The 18,807-nt window shown below is 70.9% G+C and carries 20 protein-coding genes; 7 read left to right on the top strand and 13 right to left on the bottom strand.

Annotated features, from left to right (window positions below; translation table 11 throughout):
- Window positions 1–101 precede the first annotated feature (101 nt).
- A complete protein-coding gene (locus tag BK819_RS11090) occupies window positions 102–1,592 on the top strand; it encodes a DUF4407 domain-containing protein (protein WP_071329196.1) in 1,491 nt (496 codons plus the stop codon).
- On the opposite strand, the gene BK819_RS11085 is transcribed toward BK819_RS11090, so the two are convergent.
- Window positions 1,580–1,909, bottom strand: a complete 330-nt coding sequence (locus tag BK819_RS11085) for a hypothetical protein (RefSeq protein ID WP_071329195.1) — start codon at window positions 1,907–1,909, stop codon at window positions 1,580–1,582. The two genes, BK819_RS11090 and BK819_RS11085, sit on opposite strands and share 13 nt — an antisense overlap.
- Window positions 1,910–1,928: 19 nt before the next feature.
- Here BK819_RS11085 and BK819_RS11080 point away from each other — a divergent pair, with 19 nt between their 5' ends.
- The 3 genes from BK819_RS11080 to BK819_RS11070 are packed head-to-tail and all read left to right on the top strand — an operon-like array spanning window position 1,929 to window position 4,995.
- Window positions 1,929–3,422: a PLP-dependent aminotransferase family protein gene (locus tag BK819_RS11080; RefSeq protein ID WP_083391757.1), complete on the top strand. Its 1,494-nt coding sequence runs from the start codon at window positions 1,929–1,931 to the stop codon at window positions 3,420–3,422.
- 9 nt (window positions 3,423–3,431) lie between these two features.
- Window positions 3,432–3,929, top strand: a complete 498-nt coding sequence (locus BK819_RS11075) for a hypothetical protein (protein ID WP_071329194.1) — start codon at window positions 3,432–3,434, stop codon at window positions 3,927–3,929.
- 52 nt (window positions 3,930–3,981) lie between these two features.
- Window positions 3,982–4,995 carry an aldo/keto reductase family protein gene (locus BK819_RS11070; protein WP_071329193.1) on the top strand — a complete coding sequence of 338 codons (1,014 nt, stop codon included), beginning with the start codon at window positions 3,982–3,984 and terminating at the stop codon, window positions 4,993–4,995.
- Window positions 4,996–5,061: 66 nt separating this feature from the next.
- Here the strand turns inward: BK819_RS11070 and BK819_RS11065 are convergent, their stop codons facing one another.
- The 4 genes from BK819_RS11065 to BK819_RS11050 form a co-directional block, all read right to left on the bottom strand.
- Window positions 5,062–5,982 carry a carbohydrate ABC transporter permease gene (locus tag BK819_RS11065; RefSeq protein WP_218138560.1) on the bottom strand — a complete coding sequence of 307 codons (921 nt, stop codon included), beginning with the start codon at window positions 5,980–5,982 and terminating at the stop codon, window positions 5,062–5,064.
- Window positions 5,979–6,926, bottom strand: a complete 948-nt coding sequence (locus BK819_RS11060) for a carbohydrate ABC transporter permease (RefSeq protein ID WP_071329192.1) — start codon at window positions 6,924–6,926, stop codon at window positions 5,979–5,981. Before BK819_RS11060 ends, BK819_RS11065 begins: the two co-directional genes overlap by 4 nt.
- A 3-nt stretch (window positions 6,927–6,929) precedes the next feature.
- On the bottom strand, window positions 6,930–8,243 hold the full coding sequence (locus BK819_RS11055) for a sugar ABC transporter substrate-binding protein (RefSeq protein ID WP_071329191.1): 1,314 nt from the start codon (window positions 8,241–8,243) through the stop codon (window positions 6,930–6,932).
- Window positions 8,244–8,304: 61 nt separating this feature from the next.
- On the bottom strand, window positions 8,305–9,540 hold the full coding sequence (locus BK819_RS11050) for an aminotransferase class V-fold PLP-dependent enzyme (RefSeq protein WP_071329190.1): 1,236 nt from the start codon (window positions 9,538–9,540) through the stop codon (window positions 8,305–8,307).
- A gap of 166 nt (window positions 9,541–9,706) precedes the next feature.
- On the opposite strand from BK819_RS11050, the gene BK819_RS11045 reads away from it, so the two are divergent.
- Window positions 9,707–10,384, top strand: coding sequence for a FadR/GntR family transcriptional regulator (locus BK819_RS11045; RefSeq protein ID WP_071329189.1), 678 nt, complete (start codon window positions 9,707–9,709; stop codon window positions 10,382–10,384).
- A 71-nt stretch (window positions 10,385–10,455) separates the two neighbouring features.
- On the opposite strand, the gene BK819_RS11040 is transcribed toward BK819_RS11045, so the two are convergent.
- Genes BK819_RS11040 through BK819_RS11020 form a run of 5 tightly spaced genes read right to left on the bottom strand, consistent with a single transcriptional unit; the run spans window position 10,456 to window position 14,270 of the window.
- Window positions 10,456–10,971, bottom strand: a complete 516-nt coding sequence (locus BK819_RS11040) for a glycine cleavage system protein R (RefSeq protein ID WP_062637081.1) — start codon at window positions 10,969–10,971, stop codon at window positions 10,456–10,458.
- 21 nt (window positions 10,972–10,992) lie between these two features.
- Entirely contained in the window at window positions 10,993–12,051 is a 1,059-nt protein-coding gene (locus tag BK819_RS11035) for a PLP-dependent cysteine synthase family protein (RefSeq protein WP_071329188.1), read from the bottom strand.
- A 25-nt stretch (window positions 12,052–12,076) separates the two neighbouring features.
- Window positions 12,077–12,889 carry a GntR family transcriptional regulator gene (locus BK819_RS11030; RefSeq protein WP_025105364.1) on the bottom strand — a complete coding sequence of 271 codons (813 nt, stop codon included), beginning with the start codon at window positions 12,887–12,889 and terminating at the stop codon, window positions 12,077–12,079.
- Window positions 12,889–13,293: a D-ribose pyranase gene (gene rbsD, locus BK819_RS11025; RefSeq protein ID WP_071329187.1), complete on the bottom strand. Its 405-nt coding sequence runs from the start codon at window positions 13,291–13,293 to the stop codon at window positions 12,889–12,891. The genes BK819_RS11030 and rbsD overlap by 1 nt, the downstream gene beginning before the upstream one ends.
- Before the next feature lie 14 nt (window positions 13,294–13,307).
- Window positions 13,308–14,270 (bottom strand): ribokinase, encoded by a 963-nt coding sequence (locus BK819_RS11020; RefSeq protein ID WP_071329186.1) that lies wholly within the window; start codon window positions 14,268–14,270, stop codon window positions 13,308–13,310.
- A gap of 118 nt (window positions 14,271–14,388) precedes the next feature.
- Here BK819_RS11020 and BK819_RS11015 point away from each other — a divergent pair, with 118 nt between their 5' ends.
- The gene (locus tag BK819_RS11015; RefSeq protein WP_071329185.1) at window positions 14,389–15,051 is read left to right on the top strand and encodes a transaldolase family protein; all 663 of its coding nucleotides are present in this window, start codon (window positions 14,389–14,391) and stop codon (window positions 15,049–15,051) included.
- 4 nt (window positions 15,052–15,055) lie between these two features.
- Here BK819_RS11015 and BK819_RS11010 read toward each other — a convergent pair whose 3' ends face one another.
- Window positions 15,056–15,733 carry a FadR/GntR family transcriptional regulator gene (locus BK819_RS11010; RefSeq protein ID WP_025105368.1) on the bottom strand — a complete coding sequence of 226 codons (678 nt, stop codon included), beginning with the start codon at window positions 15,731–15,733 and terminating at the stop codon, window positions 15,056–15,058.
- Window positions 15,734–15,780: 47 nt separating this feature from the next.
- Between BK819_RS11010 and BK819_RS11005 the strand changes: the two genes are divergently transcribed.
- A complete protein-coding gene (locus tag BK819_RS11005) occupies window positions 15,781–16,680 on the top strand; it encodes an amidohydrolase (protein ID WP_083391756.1) in 900 nt (299 codons plus the stop codon).
- A gap of 414 nt (window positions 16,681–17,094) precedes the next feature.
- Here BK819_RS11005 and BK819_RS11000 read toward each other — a convergent pair whose 3' ends face one another.
- Complete coding sequence (locus BK819_RS11000) at window positions 17,095–17,886, bottom strand: SDR family NAD(P)-dependent oxidoreductase (protein WP_071329184.1); 792 nt, start codon at window positions 17,884–17,886, stop codon at window positions 17,095–17,097.
- Window positions 17,868–18,728 carry a fumarylacetoacetate hydrolase family protein gene (locus BK819_RS10995; RefSeq protein WP_071329183.1) on the bottom strand — a complete coding sequence of 287 codons (861 nt, stop codon included), beginning with the start codon at window positions 18,726–18,728 and terminating at the stop codon, window positions 17,868–17,870. Before BK819_RS10995 ends, BK819_RS11000 begins: the two co-directional genes overlap by 19 nt.
- Window positions 18,729–18,807: the final 79 nt, after the last annotated feature.

Below are 18,807 nucleotides of genomic sequence, written 5' to 3'. Positions count from 1 at the left end.
TGGCTCCACATCCGGCCTGGATGCAACCATTCGCGCGACTCGAAGGCCCGTCCAAGGGATCTTCCACGGTATGCACAGGCGGAGTTTCGTAGATTATCGGGATGCCCTATTCCGCCCACCGCCCGGGTCGCTTCGACTCGCAGGGTCGGATCATCCTCGACGGCGACCCGAACGCCGAGACGGATGACCTCGACTTCCTGCGCGAGTACGAGCCGACCGGCGACACGTCCGCGCAGCCCGACGTCGCGTCCGACGACCCGACGCCCGAGCCGGTGACGGCGCCCGACGCTCCGGTCGACGCGGAGCCCGTCCCCGAGCGAAAGGTCCGCCCGCAGCGCGTTCGGAAGCCGCGTCGTCGTCGCACCGCCGCCGAGCGCCTCCGTGCTCTCGCGATCCTCGGCGGGGCCGAGGGCGAGATCCTCGACCGGGTCCCCGGCGAGACCCCGCGGTTCGTGCAGATGTTCTTCGTGCTCGCCGGCACCGCCCTGGTCAGCGCGATCTCCATGCTCTTCGCCCTCACGACCGGCGTGCGCGCAGCGGTCTGGCTCGCCATCCCGCTCGCGATCGTGTGGGCGCTGATCATCTTCAACCTCGACCGCTTCCTCACCTCGACCATGACGTCGACCCGCAACGTCTGGAAGCTCATCGGCCTTGCGATCCCCCGCGTGATCATGGCGGCGATCATCGGATTCGTCGTGGCGGAACCGCTCGTGCTGCAGATCTTCCACAACGACATCTCCCGCGAGGTCGCCGCGACCAACATCGTCCAGGCGCAGGCCGATCAGGAGGCACTCGAGACCGGACCCGAGAAGAAGGCGCTCGACGCGGCGTCCGAGCGCGTCGCGGCACTGGAGAACCAGGCCGCCACGGGTATCGTCGCGGGGACCGAATCGTCGTCGGCGACCGAGTCCGCCGCCCAGTCCACGGTCGACGACCTGACGGCCAAGCTCACGGAGCAGCAGGCCGTGATCGACCAGGCGCGCACGCTGTACCAGTGCGAGCTCACGGGCGAGGGCGCGGGCACCGTCCCCGGCTGCACCGGCGTGAACGGCGAGGGCGCGAGCTCTCAGGCCGCCCAGGCCCAGCTCGCCGAGGCCCAGCAGACCTACGACGCGCTCGCGGCCCAGCTCCGTACCGCGAACGAGGAGCTCGCCGCGGCCGGAAGCGCCGCCAAGGAGAACACCACGGCCTCGGAGTCCCAGAACCGTCAGCAGGCGAAGGATGAACTCCCCGCCGCGCGTGACACGTACGAGCAGGCGCTCGCGGCCTACAACGCCCGCGCGGACTCCGTGGCGCAGGGCAACGCCGGGGCAGTGGGGCTGCTGAGCCAGATCAGCGGCCTCAACCGCCTGAGTGAGAAGGAGCCCGCGATCCTCTGGGCGCACATCCTCATCGCGGCGCTGTTCTTCATGATCGAGCTGCTGCCGGTGCTGGTGAAGGTGCTCACGAGCTACGGCGACCCCAGCCTGTACGAGAAGGCGCTCGCCATCCGCAAGCAGGTCGCGCTGGACAGGGTCACGGCGGAGGGCTTCCGCGACCGCGCCGACATCGTCACCACTCCCGCCTCCGGCGCCGGGGCTCAGGCCACCTGACTCGTTTCGAGTCGCGCACTTTGCTCCATTCCGGCCGGATTCGGAGCAAAGTGGGCGATTCGAACGCGGGAGAGGCCCCCGGACCGAGACGCCACCGCGAGGGAGCGGATCAGGGCGACCGTGGACGGGGCCACCGGGGACGGGGCGGTCGGCCACGGGGTGCCGGTCACGGCGGCCTCGATGCGGGCGAGCGGTTCGCGGAGGGATGAGTCGTGCGTGCGGGCGTCGTCCTCGAGCCATGCGAGGAGCTCGCCGATGGTCCAATCCGGGTCGATTGGACCGAGATCGAGCCCGAAGCTGGTCGTGAGAACTGTCATTGGTCCAGAATCGGATCTCATGGACACCCTCGACAGGGCCAATGCGGTGCCGGTGGCCCACGGATCGGTCCCCGGGCCCCTCGTCCAGGCCGGGGAGGTGTCCGCGACCGCCCTCGCCGCACGCCTCGGCCGCTGGGCGCACGGCGACGGCACGCTCTCCACGCGACTCGCCGCGGCGATCGCCGCCCTGATCAGCGGCGGTGAGCTGCGCCCCGCCGACCGCCTGCCTGCCGAACGCGCCCTCGCCGCGGTGGTCGCGGTCTCGCGGGGCACGGTCGTGTCCGCCTATGCCTCTCTCGCCGAGCAGGGCCTCGTCGAGCGCCGGCAGGGCAGCGGAACGAGGGTCTCGGGCGCGAGGACGGCGCCCGCGGCTGACCGCCGTCCCGGCCGCGGCGAGGCCCTGTTCTCGGCTCTCCCCAACGCGATCGATCTGCTCCGCACGGTGCCGCAGATCCCGGACCTCGGTGTCCAGCTCATCCGCGACCACCAGCCGCGGCTCGACCTCGCCCTGCTCCCGGAGACCGACCCGGCCGGGCTCCCCGCGCTCCGCGAACTCATCGCCGACATGTACCGTGCCGAGGGGACGCCGACCACGCCCGAGCAGATCCTCGTGACCCATGGCGCGCAGCAGGCCATCAGCCTCGTAGTCAACGCGCTCGTGGAACCGGGTGACGTCGTGCTCGCGGAGGAGATCACCTGGCCGGGCGTGACCGACTCCGTGGGGCTGCGCGGTGGCACCGTGCACGGCGTGCCGATGGGCGCGGACGGCCTCGACGTCGACGCGCTGGAGCAGGCGATGGCCCGGCTTCGTCCTGTGCTCGTCGCGCTCAATCCGCACCACCAGAATCCGACGGGGACGCGACTTCCCGCGGCGGCCCGGCACCGCGTGGCCGAGCTCGCCGCGCAGTACGGGGTCCCCGTGATCGAGGACCGTGTCGTCGCCGGGATCTCGTTCGACGGGGTCGTGCCGCCCACGCTCGCGTCGGAACGGCCGGATGCCCCGGTACTCGTCGTCGAGTCCGTGTCGAAGTGGGCCTGGGCCGGGCTGCGGATCGGGTGGCTGCGGGCCGACCCCGTGCTGGTGCGGAGGCTCCGGGGTGCCCGGCAGCTTGCCGACCAGTCCACGAGCGTGCCCGGCCAGCTCCTCGCGCTCGACCTCATCGCGCACGCGACGGAGCTCCGCCGCGCCAACAGCCGCGTGCACCAGCAGCGGCTCCTCCTGCTGCAGGAGCTGATGGCCGCGCACCTCCCTGACTGGACCTCCGACGCCCCACGGGGTGGACTCGCGCTGTGGGCGGCGCTGCCTCGCGGCTCCGCATCGGCTCTCGCGCGCGTCGCCGCGGCGCACGGGGTCTCGATCGCGGGCACCGGGGCCTTCGCGGTCTCGGCCGCCGCGCCGGACGACCATGTGCGCCTGCCGTTCACCGCGCCGGACGACGTGCTCACCGAGGGAGTGCGCCGCCTGGGCGACGCCTGGCGCGAGTACCGGGAGACTCTCAGCAGCCCTGCCTAGGGTGACCGCATGACACCGGTGCCGCGCCCCACCCTCTGGATCTGCGTCGCGGGCGTGCTCGCCGTCACCGCGTACGCCGCCCTCGCCGCGGTGCAGATCCTCGTGCTCAATCCGCTCGCCGCGGCCCCGGGCGGCCTCTCGCTCGACGAGGTCCGGGCCGCGATGTCGAACGCCGGGGAGAGCCTCATGCCGCCGACGGTCCTCGGCATCCTCGGTGCGGGCGTGTGCCTGGCCATCGGGACGGCCGTCGTCTGCCTCCTCACCCGGGCGCCCGCGGTGGTCGCCGGCATGACGTTCCTCGCGCTGCTCATGGGCGGGGCGCCGGCCTACTTCGTCGCGTCGTTCGGCCCGGGCATGGGCCTCGCCGACACCTTCGGGATCAGCGGCGCCGATGCCTCCCCCTGGGCCCTGCCCCTGTACGCGGTCAGCGCGCTCTCCGCGGTCGGCGTGCTGGTCGGGGCCGCGATCACATCCGGCCGCCGTGGGCCGACCCCTGCCACGGCCTGACGATCGCGGCCGATCCGGCCCGCCGTTCCCCTGGCGGGACTAGCGTGGGTCCATGGTCAACTATCGCTATCTCGGCAACAGCGGTCTCAAGGTCTCGGAGATCACGTACGGCAACTGGGTCACGCACGCCTCGCAGGTCGAGGACGACGCCGCGGTCAAGACCGTGCACGCCGCCCTGGACGCCGGCATCACCACGTTCGACACCGCGGACACCTACGCCAACACGGCCGCTGAGGTCGTGCTTGGCAAGGCGCTGGAGGGCCAGCGTCGCGAGAGCCTCGAGATCTTCACCAAGGTCTACTTCCCGACCGGCCCCAAGGGCCCGAACGACACCGGCCTGAGCCGCAAGCACATCTTCGAGTCGATCAACGGTTCGCTGACGCGTCTCGGCACCGACTACGTCGACCTGTATCAGGCGCACCGCTTCGACTACGAGACCCCGCTGGAGGAGACGTTCCAGGCCTTCGCCGACGTCGTCCGTCAGGGCAAGGCGCTCTACATCGGCGTCTCGGAGTGGACCGCGGAGCAGCTCCGTGAGGGGCACGCCCTGGCGAAGCAGCTCGGCATCCAGCTCATCTCCAACCAGCCGCAGTACTCCATGCTGTGGCGGGTCATCGAGGGCAAGGTCGTCCCCACGTCGGAGGAGCTCGGCATCTCGCAGATCGTCTGGTCGCCGATGGCGCAGGGCGTGCTGAGCGGGAAGTACCTCCCGGGTCAGCCGGTGCCGGAGGGGTCTCGGGCGACGGATCAGAACTCGGGTGCGGGCTTCATCAAGAGCTTCCTGCAGGACGACATCCTCACCGCGGTGCAGCGTCTCAAGCCGATCGCGGAGCAGGCGGGGCTGTCGATGCCGCAGCTCGCGATCGCGTGGGTGCTGCAGAACCCGAACGTCGCGGCGGCCCTCGTCGGCGCCTCCCGTCCGGAGCAGCTCGCCGACACGGTCAAGGCCTCCGGCGTGAAGCTCGACGCCGACACCATGACCGCGATCGACGAGGCCCTCGGCGACACGGTCAACCGCGACGCCGAGCACACGTACTCGGTGTCGCCGAAGTCCCGGCTCGTCTAGGCCTTCGAATCGCGCAAATGGTCCCATTCCGTCCGGGAATGGGACCATTTGCGCGATTCGGGCGGGTTACTCCTTGACGGCCCCGGCCGTCAGGCCCTGGACGATCCAGCGGCTGGCGAGGGCGAACATCACCATCGTCGGGAGGATCGTCAGCACGGCCGCGGCGCTCATGGAGCCCCAGTCGATGTTGAACGTCGAGATGAAGCCGTTCAGTGCCGAGGGCACGGTGCGGTTCGCGTCGGTGTTCATCAGCACGACCGACAGGAACAGCTCGTTCCAGCAGTTCACGAAGTTGAAGATGAACGCCGCGATGATGCCGGGGGTCATCACCGGCACGAGCACCCGGAACAGGGCGCCGAGACGCGAGCAGCCGTCGATCATCGCCGCCTCCTCCAGCGCGTCGGGGACGTTCTCGAAGAAGCCCCGCAGCATGACCGTGGAGAACGGGATGCAGATCGCGATGTAGACGAGGATGAGGCCCGGCTTGGTGTCGACGAGGCCGAGGTCGGTCATCATCGAGTACAGCGGTCCGAGGGCGATGAACGCCGGGATCATCTGCGTCAACAGGAACGCGATGAGCACCGCCCCCTTGCCGCGGAACTCGAACCGCGCCAGCACGTAGGCGCTGAGCAGGGCGATGAGCGTCGCCACCGCGCCCGCCGACACCGCCACGATGGCCGAGTTCGCCAGGAACGTCCCGAACGAGCTCTTCTCGAACAGGCTCGTGAAGTTGTCGAGCGAGGGTTCGCTCGGCCAGTACTCGATCGGGAAGCGGTTGATGGTCCCGGGCGACTTGAACGCGGTGAGCGTGATCCAGTACAGCGGGAACAGCGTGACGAGCAGCCACAGCCCCAGGCCGACGATACGCACCACGCCGCCCACCGTGACGCGGGGCCTGGGACGCGGGGCGGCCTTCGGGTCGGGCACCGTGATGCGACGGGTCTCCGTGACCGAGGATCCGGTCCGGACGGATGAGGTGATGGTCATCGCTGCACTCTCCGCATCGCCATCAGGTAGAACGCGCAGAACACCATGAGGAACGCCACGACGATGAGCCCGATGGCGCTCGCGATGCCGTAGTTGCCCTGCTGCGTGTAGTTGATCATCCACGTCGTGATGATGTGGGTCTGGTTGGCCGGGCCGCCGTTCGTCATCGCGTAGATGATGTCGGGGAAGTTGAAGATCCAGATCACGCGCAGCAGGATCGTCAGCAGCAGCGTCATCGAGATGTAGGGGATGATGATCGAGAACAGCTGCCGCACCTTGCCGGCGCCGTCGAGGCTCGCCGCCTCCAGCATCTCGTCCGGCACCGACTGGAGAGCGGCCAAAATCATGATCGCGAAGAAGGTCACGCCGTACCAGATGTTCGCGACGATCACGGCGAGCATCGCGAGCTTCGGGTCGGCCAGCCACGGCAGCGGGGCGTCGATCAGACCGGCCTTCATGAGCAGGTCGTTGACGACGCCGAACTCGGCGTTGAACATCCAGCGGAACAGCATGCCGATGAGGAAGCCGGACACCGCCCACGGGAAGAACACCAGCGCCTGGTAGAGGCCGCGGAAGCGGAACCGCTTGCGCAGGGCGAGCGCGATGAGGAACCCGATCACGAGCTGCGGCACGAGCGAGCCGACCACCCAGAGCACCGAGTTCCAGGCCACGGTCGGGAACGCCGGGTCGCGGAAGACGGCGAGGAAGTTGTCGAAGCCGACGAACGGCGTCGACGTGAGATCCCACAGGTTCCAGTCGTGGAACGCCATGCGGGCGCCCTGCAGCATCGGCCAGTAGGTGAACCAGCAGACGAAGACGATCGCGGGCGCGAGGAAGGCCAGCAGCGTGAGGGCGGTGCGGCCCCGGAAGGGGCGGCGACGCGATGCCGGGGAGGCCCCGCCGGCGGTGCCGACGGAGCCCCCTTCACGGATGGTGCGGGCCACGGATCAACCCTTCTCCGCGGCGTACTTCTCGGTCCAGAACGCGTCCCACGAGGCGAGGAGGTCCTTGGTGGACATGTTGCCGAGCAGCACGCTCTGCACGTCCTGGTCGGACTTCTGGATCCACTCGGTCCACCAGCTCACGCCGCGCGGCTGCCGCACGTTGACGTAGGTCTCCGGGTCCTCGGTCATGGTGACGTAGCTCGTCCAGGGGCCGGTGGAGTAGAACTCGTCGTCCGCGGCGGCCGCGATGATCGGGACGAGGCTGTTCGCCTGCGCGAACTCGGTGGCGGGCTCGGCGGACGACAGGAACTCGACGAGCTTCACCGCGGCCTCCTTGTGCTCGCTGTTCTCCGCGACACCCCAGCCGGCGACGGCGAGGGGCTGTGCGGCCTTGCCGGACGGGCCGACGAGCAGCGGCGCGGTGTCCCACTGGTCCTCGGTCAGCGAGGAGTCCTGCACCGTCGCGATGACCTCCGGGTCCTGCAGGAGGAAGGCCGTGGTGCCGTTGGTGAACCCGGCGACCATCTCGGGGTAGCCCCACGAGACGGCGGACGGCGGCGAGGCTTCCTTGAACAGGTCGAAGTAGTCGTCGACGGCCTCCTGCGCTTCGGGGGCGGCGAAGATCGTCGAGCCGTCCTCCATGAGGAACGCGTCCTCCGTGTCGAGGCCGTCGATCGTGTAGGCCTCGATCGCGGCGACGACGTTGCTGTTCGCGTTCTGACCGCCACGGAACGCGTACCCGTAGATGTTGTTCGACGGGTCCTGGATCGCCGACGCCTGCTCCAGCAGGTCCTTCCAGCTGTGCGGCGGGCCGTCGAAGCCGGCCTGCTCGACGAGGTCGGTGCGGTAGAACAGCGACAGGCCGTAGAAGCCGTAGGGGACGAAGTAGCTCTTGCCGTCCTCCGCGACCGAGGCGGACTGCGCGTTCTCGGTCAGCGCGTCCCAGCCGTCCCACTTCTTCAGATCGGCACCGAGGTCGTAGAGCCAGCCGTTGTTCGCGAACGGCCCGACGGTGATGTCGCGCACCTCGAGCACGTCGACGCCCTTGCCGGACTGCAGCATCTGCTGGATCTTCTGGTCGGCCTGCTCGGTGGGCGGGGAGACCAGGGTGACGGTGATGTCGGGGTTGTCCTTCTCGAACTCGTCGAGCAGTCCGCGGAGTAGCTCGGTGCGCGCCGGATTCGTCAGGCTCTCGACCATCTGGAGGGTGACGCTGCCGTCGCCGCCGGACGAGCCGGAGCCTCCGGAGCAGCCGGTGAGTGCGAGGACGGCGACGGTGCCGACTCCGGCTGCGGTCGTCAAGATCTTGTTCTTCACGATGTGCCTCTCGGTGGGGGTGGGTGGGTGTTCGGGTGGGTCGTGCGGGAGGTGATGCGGGTCAGGGGAGGATGAGGGCGTCCGCGGGGCGGATGCCGGCGCGGCGCAGGATCGCGGGGACGCAGCGCTCGACGAACGCCTCGATGTCGGACGCCTCCGTGTACAGGTGCGCGGAGAGGCGGAAGTAGCCGACGCCGCGGAAGCTGGTGAACGCGGTCTCCACGCCGACCTCGTCGAGGAGGTCCATGCGCAGCGCGTCGGCCTCCTCGCGGGTGGCGCCGAGGCCGAGCGGCAGCCGGATGAGCCGCATGGACGGCACCGGGGAGGGGAGCGGGGTCAGCGGGTCCTCGTCGCTGAAGGGGCGCAGGGCTTCCGCGATGAGCTCGGCACCGGCGTCGGCACGTGCGGCCATGGCGTCGCGGGCGGCCGCCCATCCGAACTCGGCCTCGATGAACTCGATCGCGGTGGGGGTGGCGAGGTAGGTCGTCGCGTCGATCGTGCCCTGCGTGTCGAAGCGCTCGGGGTACGGCTCGCGCGCGGCCCAGGAGTCGATCAGCGGCCAGAGCTCGTCGCGGTCGGGGGCGGTGGTGACGAGGAGGGCGGAGCCGCGCGGGGCGCAGGGCCACTTGTGCAGATTGCCGAACCACCAGTCGCCGCCGGCGGCGGCTGCCGCGTCCGGGATGAGACCGGGAGCGTGGGCGCCGTCGACGAGGGTGCGCACGCCGCGCTCGGCCGCGAGGTCGGCGATGCGGCGGGTGGGCAGCAGGCGGGCGGTGGGCGAGGTGATCTGGTCGACGACGAGCAGCCGGGTGCGCGGGGTGAGGGCGTCGGCGAAGAGCTGCACGATCTCGTCGTCATCCGCGAGCAGGGGCAGGGCGACCGTGCGGACGGAGGCGCCGAAGCGTCGGGCGAGGCGCTCGGCGCCCATGGTGATGGCGCCGTAGCCCTGGTCGGTCACGAGGATCTCGTCGCCGCTGTCGAGCTGGAGGGCGTTGTAGACGACGGTGGCCGCGGCGGAGGCGTTGGGCACGAACACGCTGTCCTCCGCGCGCGCTCCGACGAACGGGGCCGTCCGCTGCCTGGCGTCCTGCACCCGCTCCGCGATCCGAGGGAACCACTCGACGGGGCTCAGGTCGGCGCGGCGGCGCAGCGCGTCCTGGTGGGCGACCACCACCGACGGCACGGCCCCGAACGACCCGTGGTTGAGGTGGATCACGGTCGGGTCGAGCGGCCAGGCGTCGCGCGCCCGCAGGCCGGAGTTCAGCGTGAGCGGAGCGGGGAACTGCGGAGCGGGCATCGGACCTCATCGATGAGTGGGGGCGAGTTGTTGCACAACTTTGCCACACGCCTTCGCTTTTGGCTACGAAACCGGAGAGATGAAACATAGTTGTCATACGAGTTTGCGGCGACCGGTGTGTCCGACAGACTTCACGAGGGATGGGGGAGTGGCAGAGAGGATGACGATGAGCGCACTCGACACGGCGCTGCACGGCCTGCGGGCTCTCATCGCCGACGGTGCCCTGCGCCCCGGCGACCGGCTGCCGAGCGAGGGGGAGCTGTGCGAACGGCTCGGCGTCTCACGGGGATCGCTCCGCGAAGCCATCCGCACCCTCGCCGCACTGGGCGTGCTGGAGACGCGGCACGGCTCCGGCAGCTACGTCAGCGAGCTCCGCGCCGCCGACCTCATCGGCAGTCTCTCCCTCACGGTCGGACTGCTGCCGATGGCCGGGGTGCTGGAGCTGACGGAGCTCCGACGGGTGCTCGAGCCGCATGCGGCGGCGCTCGCCGCGGCCCGGATCGACGAGCACACGGTTGCCGCGCTCGACGCGGTGCTCACCGAGATCGAGTCGACGACGGACTTCGAGGCGCAGTCCCGCCTCGACCACGAGTTCCACATGGCCATCTCGTCGGTGGCGGGCAACGAGGCCCTGACGAGCCTGATCGACGTGCTGCGCTCCCGCTCCCGTGCCTACCGGATCTCCGACCCGGAGGATGCCGCGGAGCTCAAGATCCACTCCGACGCCGGTCACCGCGCGATCCTGCGCGGCCTCGCCGCCGCGGATCCCGTCGCGGCCTCGGCCGCCGCGTCCGCCCACGTCGCCTACACCGAGTACTGGGTGCGGCGGTACTCCGGCCTCTGACTCCCGTTCGAATCGCCCGATTGGTCCCATCCGGCGGCCGGATGGAGCCATTCAGGCGATTCGAACGGGGGTCAGCCGAGGTTGATGTCGACCTGGATCTCCGACGCGAGGCGCTCGAGGTCGGCACGCAGGGCGTCGAGGTCGACCGTCGGCGGGACCTTCGCGATCACCGACGCCTCGAACAGCCGCCCGCCGGCCATCGCGGCCTCCCGGGTCTCGGTCGTGAGCTCCTCGATGCTCAGGGCGTGCGCGTTCAGCACCGCCGACACCTCGCGCACGATCCCGGGGCGGTCGTTGCCGAGCACCTGCATCACGAGCAGCTGCTCCTCGTCCTCGGATGGCCCCGGCGTGCCGGTGAGCACCGAGAGCGTGAGCAGACCCTGGCCCTGGATCCCGCGGAGCGCGGTCTCGAGCTCCCCGGTGCGCTCCGTCGGCACGGACACCTCGATGACACCCGCGAACGTGCCGGCGAGCTCGGCGAGGGAGCTGTTCTCCCAGTTGCCGCCATGGGCATCGACGACATCGGCGACGGCGGCCACCAGGCCCGGACGATCGGCACCCGCGACAGTGAGGATGAGTGTGGTCATGGGGTCAGCGTAACCCGAGGATCACTCCGCCCAGACCCCGGTCTCCAGGAACCGCTCCAGCCGCGCACGGTGCGGCGCGAGATCCCACCCCTGCTGTGCCACCCAGTCGTCCGAGTAGTACGTGCCGGCGTACCGCACACCGCTGTCGCAGATCAGGGTCACGACGCTGCCGGTCTCGCCCGCGGCACGCATCCGGGCGATGAGCTGGAACGCGCCGTAGAGGTTCGTGCCGGTGGAGCCGCCCGCCCAGTGCAGGGTGCGCTCGCGGAGGAGGCGGATCGCGGCGATGGAGCCCGCGTCCGGCACCTGGATCATCTCGTCGATCACGGACGGCACGAAGGAGGCCTCCACCCGCGGCCGCCCGATGCCCTCGATGCGGCTCGGGCGTCCGGCGGGCGGGTCGACCGTGCCCGCCCAGCCGTCGTAGAAGGCCGAGCCCTCGGGGTCGACGACGGCGATCCGGGTGTCATGGCGGCGGTACTTCACGTAGCGGCCGAACGTGGCGCTGGTGCCCCCGGTGCCGGCGCCCGTGACGATCCAGCGGGGGATCGGATGCCGCTCCTGGGCGAGCTGGCCGAACACGCTGTCCGCGATGTTGTTGTTGCCGCGCCAGTCGGTCGCACGCTCCGCGTAGGTGAACTGGTCGAGGTAGTGCCCGGTGCAGTCCGCCGCCAGGCGCTGCGCCTCGGGGGACATGTCCTCCGCGCGGTCCACGAAATGGCAGGTGCCGCCGTAGAACTCGATGAGGTCGATCTTCTCCTGCACCGTCGACCGGGGTACGACGGTGATGAAGGTCAGCCCCAGCATCCGGGCGAAGTAGGCCTCCGACACCGCGGTCGACCCGCTCGACGACTCCACGAGGGTGGTGTCCTCGTGGATGCGCCCATTGACGAGCCCGTAGAGGAGGAGCGAGCGCGCGAGGCGGTGCTTGAGCGAGCCGGTCGGGTGCACCGACTCGTCCTTGAGGTAGAGGTCGATGCCCCACTCCGGCGGCAGCGGGAACAGGTGCAGGTGCGTGTCGGCGCTGCGGTTGGCATCTGCTTCCAGCAGGGCGATCGCGGTGCTGGTCCAGTCGCTCATGCCCTTGAGCGTACCGGGGCCGGGGTCAGCCCACCGTGCCCGCGGGGGAGGCGCCGCCCGATCCGTCCACGTGCATCAGCGACGCCTGGGACTGCTCCTGCTGGAGCTGGAACTCGAAGCGCGAGCGGTCGCCACGGTGATACGCGATGAAGTACTCGATCGGCAGCCCGTCCTCACTGCGGCTGATGCTGCGCAGGCGGAGGAGGGCGGAGCCGGCACTCACACCGAGATGCTGGGCCTGCTCGTGCGTGGCGACCGTCGCCTCGGCGGAGCGGACGCCGTGCGTGGCGATGATGCCGTGGTCGGCGAGCAGCCGGTACAGCGACGCCTCGGTGAGGTCGGCGCCGAGCGTCACCGCGCCCACCGCCTCCGGCATCCACGTGGTGGAGAGCGACCAGGGCTCGCCGTCGACGTGCCGCAGTCGCTCTAGCACGATCACCGGCGATCCGACCGGCACCTCCAGCGCCAGGGCGACCTCCTCGTCGGCGACGGTCTGCTCGTGCCGGAGGACGTCGCTGTGCACGTGGCCGCCGCGCCGCTCGACGTCGTCGTACAGCCCGACGAGCGTGTGCACGAGACTCTCGCTCGTGCGCGGGCGGGAGACGAAGGTGCCCTTGCCCTTCACCCGCTCGACGAGTCCCTCGTGCTCGAGCTGGGCGAGCGCCTGGCGCACGACCGTGCGGGAGATGCCGTAGCGCTCGCACAGCCGGTGCTCGCCGGGAAGAGGGTCGCCCGGCTGCAGACCGTCGCGGGCGATGCCGTCGATGATGAGCTGCCGGAGCTGGTCGTACATCGGCGCCGCGCTGTGGCGGTCGATCGCATCCTCGATGAGGGACATCAGTACGCCACCCCCGCGTGCAGGATCACGTTCGCGTACGGCGTGAACTCCCCCGAGCGCACGAAGGCGCGGGCTGCGTGCGTGCGCTGCTTGAACTCGACGTGCGGGACGAGCTCGATCTCGAACTCCGCATCGGCGAAGCGCTCGCGCAGGGCGTCCAGCACCTCCGGGCTCTTCTCGGCGACCTCGGCCGACACCGTCGCCCCCTCGACCACGAGCTCCGCGAGCACCGTGTCGAGCACGTCGAGGAAGGCGGGGGCACCGGGACGGTAGGCGAGGTCGATGCGCTCGGAGCCCGGCGGGATCGGCAGCCCGGCGTCGGTCACGACGATCAGATCGGTGTGCCCGGTCTCGCTGATGACGCGGGAGAGCGCCGGGTTGATCGTGGTCGAGGTCTTGCGCATCGTGTGCTCCTGGTTCAGTTCGCGACGGCGGCCGCGGTGCGCGCGGCGAGGAAGGCCTCGACGTCGGCGCGGTGGGGGAGGCTCGGTGAGGCCCCCTGCTTCGTGACGGTGAGGGCGCCCGCGGCGGTCGCCAGCCGCACCGCGTCGGTGAGGGCCGCTCCACTCGCGAGCGCGGCACCGAGGTAGCCGGCATAGGCATCGCCCGCGGCGGTGGTGTCGACGGCCTCCACGGGGAACGGCGGGACGACGGTGGCCCCCTCGGCGGTGACGACGCACGACCCCTGCCCGGCCAGGGTGATGACCGCGGCGCCCACGCCCTGCTCCAGGAACCAGTGCCCGGCGCGCTCGGCGGAGGCGGCGTCGGTCACCTCGATGCCGCTGATGAGCGACGCCTCCGTCTCGTTCGGGGTGACGATGTCGATGCTCCGCCAGATCTCCGGTGCCAGCTCCGCCGCCGGTGCCGGATCGAGGATCACGGTCATCCCGTGCTCGCGACCGCGCGCGGTGATGTGGGCGGTCAGGGCGGACGGGGTCTCGAGCTGGGTGAGCAGGACGGAGGTCGTCGGGGCGAGAGCCGCGAGGGCCTCGTCGATCTGCGCCGTGCTGAGGGCGGCGTTGGCGAGCGGCACCATGACGATGTCGTTCTGCGCGGAGGCGTCGACACGGATGTGCGCGATGCCGGTCGGGCCCGGCACGGTGCGCAGATGCGCCAGGTCGACGCCGGCCGCGGCGAGCCCGTCCACCACCAGGTCGTGGAACAGGTCGTCGCCGACGCAGCCGACGAAGCTCGTGCGGGCTCCGGAGCGTCCGGCCGCGACGGCCTGGTTCGCGCCCTTGCCGCCGAGCATCAGCGTGAACTCGTCGCCGAGGATGGTCTCGCCGCGTGCGGGAAGCCGCTGGGAGAAGGTCGTGACGTCGGCCGTCACGCTGCCGACGATGACGACGCCGGAGCGGTCGCCGGGGTGTGCGGGTGTCATCTCGCTCCTGATCCTCCTCGACAGCGCGGGACTCCCGTCCTTTGACAAGGTTCGGGAGCTGTCATTACATTAGCCGAAGCCCCACCTGTAACGACAGGTTGCCCGCGAGGAGACCCCGATGACCGCGATCGCGCCCCGCCTGTACGTCGACAGCGCCGACACCGACCGCGTCTCGCGGCTCCTCTCCGCCGGGGTGGTGCACGGCGTGACGACGAACCCCACGATCCTCGAACGCGGCGGGCGGACGGCCGCGGAGATCCCCGACCTCTACGCGCGCTGGGTGGACGAGGGCGCACGGGAGGTGTTCTTCCAGACGTGGGGCGGCGACACGGACTCCTTCCTCCGGAACGCGGAGGGCATCCGTGCGCTCGGCGACCGGGTGGCGGTCAAGGTGCCCGCGACCGCAGCCGGTTTCGCGGCGGCCTCGGCCCTCGTCCGCGACGGGGCCACGGTCCTCGTCACGGCGGTCTACTCGGTCGCGCAGGCGCTCGCGTGCGCCTCGATCGGCGCCCAGTACATCGCGCCCTACCTCGGGCGCATGCGCGACGCGGGCATGGACGGCGACGCGCTCATCGCCCGGATGCAGGAGATGTGCGCGGGCAGCGACGCCAACGTCCTCGCCGCCTCCCTGCGCTCGGCCGACCACATCACGGGGCTCCGCGCGGCCGGCATCCCGTATTTCACCGCCGCGCCCGACGTGCTCGACGAGCTGCTGTTCCACGAGGTGAGCGACAGCTCGGCGGCGGAGTTCGACGCCGCGATGCAGCGCCTCGGGGCCTGACGGCTCAGGCCGACGCGGCCTGTCGCAGCCACCGCTCGACACCCGCGATGTGGGCCGTGGCGAGGGAGGTCGCCAGTGCCGAGTCGCGCTGGGCGATGGCATCGGCGATGGCGCGGTGCTCCGACAGGGTGCGCTCCACGGCGCCGCCCTCCGTGAGACCCCGCCACACGCGCGCCCGGACTGTCTGGCTGCTCAGGTGCTCGATGAGGCTCGCGAGGTAGGCGTTGCCCGCCATGCCCACGATCTCGCGGTGGAAGCGGATGTCGTGATCGACGAGCTCCTCGATCCCGACGGACGCGTCGACGGCCTCCACCTCCTCCTGCAGGGCCGCGATCGCCTCATCCGTGCCGAGGGTCGCCGCGAGACCGGTGGCCTGCGATTCGAGCATCCGGCGGACGGCGAACATCTCCAGCATCGAGTCGTCGTCGTGCATGTCCACGACGAACGCGATCGCCTCCAGCAGGAGGTGCGGCTCCAGGCTCGTGACATAGGTGCCGTCGCCGCGCCGCACGTCGAGGACGCGGATGACCTCCAGCGCCTTGACCGCCTCGCGCATGGAGTTGCGGGAGAGGCCGAGACGCTCGGACAGCTCCTTCTCCGGGGGCAGGCGATCGCCGGGGGCCAGTTCGCCCGACACGATCATCGCCTTGATCTTCTCGATCGCCTCGTCCGTGACTGCCATGGCGCTCATCCTCGCACAACATCCGATGTCTGCGGCAGGATGGGGACATGCGCATCCTCGACTCGCACCTGCACCTGTGGGACCCGGAAGCCCTCGGGTACACGTGGCTCGAAGGGCCGCTCGCGGGGCGCTTCGGCGCCGACGAGCTCGAGCGTGCGCGGGTGGAGCGGGCGACGGACGAGCGGGCCGTGTTCGTGCAGGCCGAGACCACCGAGGACGACTTCCTCGCGGAGGTGCGGTGGGTGGCCGGGCAGGCGGAGCGCCTCGGGGTGGTCGGCATCGTCGCCGGCGCTCGGCTCGACCGCGGGACCGACACCACGGTGCACCTGGAGAGTCTCACCGCGGAGCCCCTGGTGGTCGGGGTGCGTCACCTGCTGCAGGGGGAGCCGGACGGCGCGATGCTCTCGTCGGCCTTCATCACCGGAGCCCGGGAGGTCGCGGCGCACGGGTGGACCTTCGACGCGTGCGTGCGGGCGGGGCAGCTCCCCGACGTCGCACGACTGTCGGGCGCGATCCCCGAGCTGCGGATCGTGCTCGACCACCTGGGTAAGCCGGAGGTCGGGACGGCTTCTGCTCCGCGCACGCCCTCGGTGGAGTGGGAGCGTGACCTCGCCGAGCTCGCGCGACACCCCGGGGTGTTCTGCAAGGTGTCCGGGCTGCCCGCGGAGGCCGGAGGGGACTGGAGCCTCGCGCAGCTCGAACCCTTCCTCGACACCGCGGCCGACGTCTTCGGTCCCGAGCGCCTGATGTGGGGGAGTGACTGGCCCGTGTCGGCGGTCGGTCCCGCGGAGCCGGGTGGCACGCAGCCTCCCGCCGACGGCACGCCCACCTATCAGCCGACCGCGCGCAGCCGCTGGGCCGACGCCGTGGCGACGTGGGCCTCCTCCCGCGGCATCGATCACGACGCCCTCTTCCACGCCACCGCCACCTCCGTCTACTCCCCCTAACCCCCACCCCCTTTCGCGGGGAGTGCAATATGCCACCTCCGGAGCCCCGTCCGGGCCCGTTTCTGATCCCGGCCGGATGGGTGCCGTAACGCTCACGGTCGTCCCGCCGGGGCGCCTCGGGGCGTGCCGGGTGGGAAACGGTCCGCGGCAGCGGGACCGGGGAACGATCCTGATCCCGCCCGCGCGGCGAGGCGGCGTGCGGGATGAGAAAGGGGCCTGGGGATCGGGATGGAGGGGCGGTTCTGATCCCGAATGGTGAGGTGGGCGGGGAGCGGGCGGCGTGCGGGATGAGAAAGGGGCGTGCGGGGCGGGGCGGGGGAGCGGGATTGATCCCGGCTGGGGGCGGAACGGCGGGACGGGACGGGGACGGCCCGGGGTCTCGCGGGGAGACACCGGGCCGTCGGGAAGATCGGGTCACTCGGGGCGGAGGCGGAGCTGCGCCATCCCCCCGTCGACCTCGATGAAGGTGCCCGTGGTGGAGCCCGCGGCGGGGCTCACGAGGTAGGCCACGGCGGCGGCGACCTCGTCCGGGCTCACCAGGCGTCCGTGGGGCTGTCGTGCCTCCAACGCGGCCCGCTCTGCGGCGGGGTCGGCCGCGGAGTCGAGCAGGCGTCCGACCCAGGGGGTGTCCGCGGTGCCGGGGTTGACCGCATTGACGCGGATGCCCTCACGCAGGTGGTCGGCGGCCATCGCGCGGGTCAGGGCCGACACGGCGCCCTTCGACGCGGAGTACAGCGCCCGCTGCGGGAGCCCGGTGGTCGACGCGATCGAGGCCGTGTTGCACACCGCGGCGGCCGGGGACTTCCGCAGCCAGGGCAGTGCCGCCGACGTCACCCGCGCGATGCCGGTGACGTTGATGGAGAGGACGCGCGCCCACTCGTCGTCGTCGTTCGCGGCGATGTCGCCCTGTGCACCGATGCCGGCGTTGTTGACGACGATGTCGATGCGGCCGAAGCGCTCGGCGACGGCGGCCACGGCGGCGTCCACGCTCGCGCGGTCGGAGACGTCGGCGGTGAACGCGGCGAAGCGCTCGTCGGCGTGGGTGGTGTCGCGGTCGAGGACCGCGACGGTGACGCCGTCCGCGTGCAGACGGTCGGCGATCGCCGCGCCGATGCCGGAGGCGCCACCGGTGACGATGGCCACGAGGCCTTCCGTGCCGGCGTCGGGTCCCTGAGCCTGTCGAAGGGTCACTTCTCTGCCTCCCATGCGATGAAGTCCTGGCGCTGACGGCCGAGGCCGTCGATCTCGATCTCGACCACGTCGCCCGCGCTGAGGTAGGGGTATTTGCCGGACAGGGCCACGCCCTGCGGGGTGCCGGTGAGGATCAGGTCACCGGGCTCGAGCGTCACGTACTGCGACAGGTGGTGCACGATCTGCTCGACCGTGAAGATCATGTCGCTCGTGTTCGAGTCCTGTCGCGGCTCGCCGTTCACGAAGCTGCGGAGGCCGAGCGCCTGGTGGTCGACCTCGTCGGGCGTGACCAGCCACGGACCCGTGGGGTTGAAGCCGAAGGCGATCTTGCCCTTCGACCACTGCCCGCCGGAGACCGCCATCTGGAAGTCGCGCTCCGACACGTCGTTCGCGGCGACGAAGCCGGCGACGTGCGCCATCGACTCCTCCGGGGAGTCGAGGTACGCGGTGCGGGTGCCGATGACGATGCCGAGCTCGACCTCCCAGTCGGTCTTCTCGCTCCCGCGCGGGATGGTCACGGCGTCGTTCGGGCCGACGACGGTGTTGGGGGTCTTGAGGAAGATGATGGGGATGGTCGGCGGCTCCGACCCCGACTCCGCGGCGTGGGCGGCGTAGTTCATGCCGATGCAGATCACCGCGCTCGGGCGGGCGATCGGGGCGCCGATGCGCATCGTCGCGGCGTCCGGCAGCTCGGAGAGCTCCCCGGCGTCGCGGGCGGCGGCGACGCGGGAAACGAAGTCTCCCGCAAGGAAGTCGCCGTTGACATCGGATGTCACCGGGCGGAGGTCGAGGTAGCGGTCACCCTCCAGGAGGACGGGGATCTCCGCCCCCGGGGTGCCGAGCCGCGCGAACTTCATGATTCTCCTGATCGTTCGGGAGGCCGCTGCTCAGCGGCCGGTCTCGTTGACAGTATAGACATCGGATGTTTACACTCCA

The organism is Microbacterium sp. LCT-H2, from assembly GCF_001866135.1.
Lineage (GTDB): Bacteria > Actinomycetota > Actinomycetes > Actinomycetales > Microbacteriaceae > Microbacterium.
The sequence above is the reverse complement of the archived record's forward strand: the minus strand, read 5'-3'. Positions and strand labels throughout refer to the sequence as shown.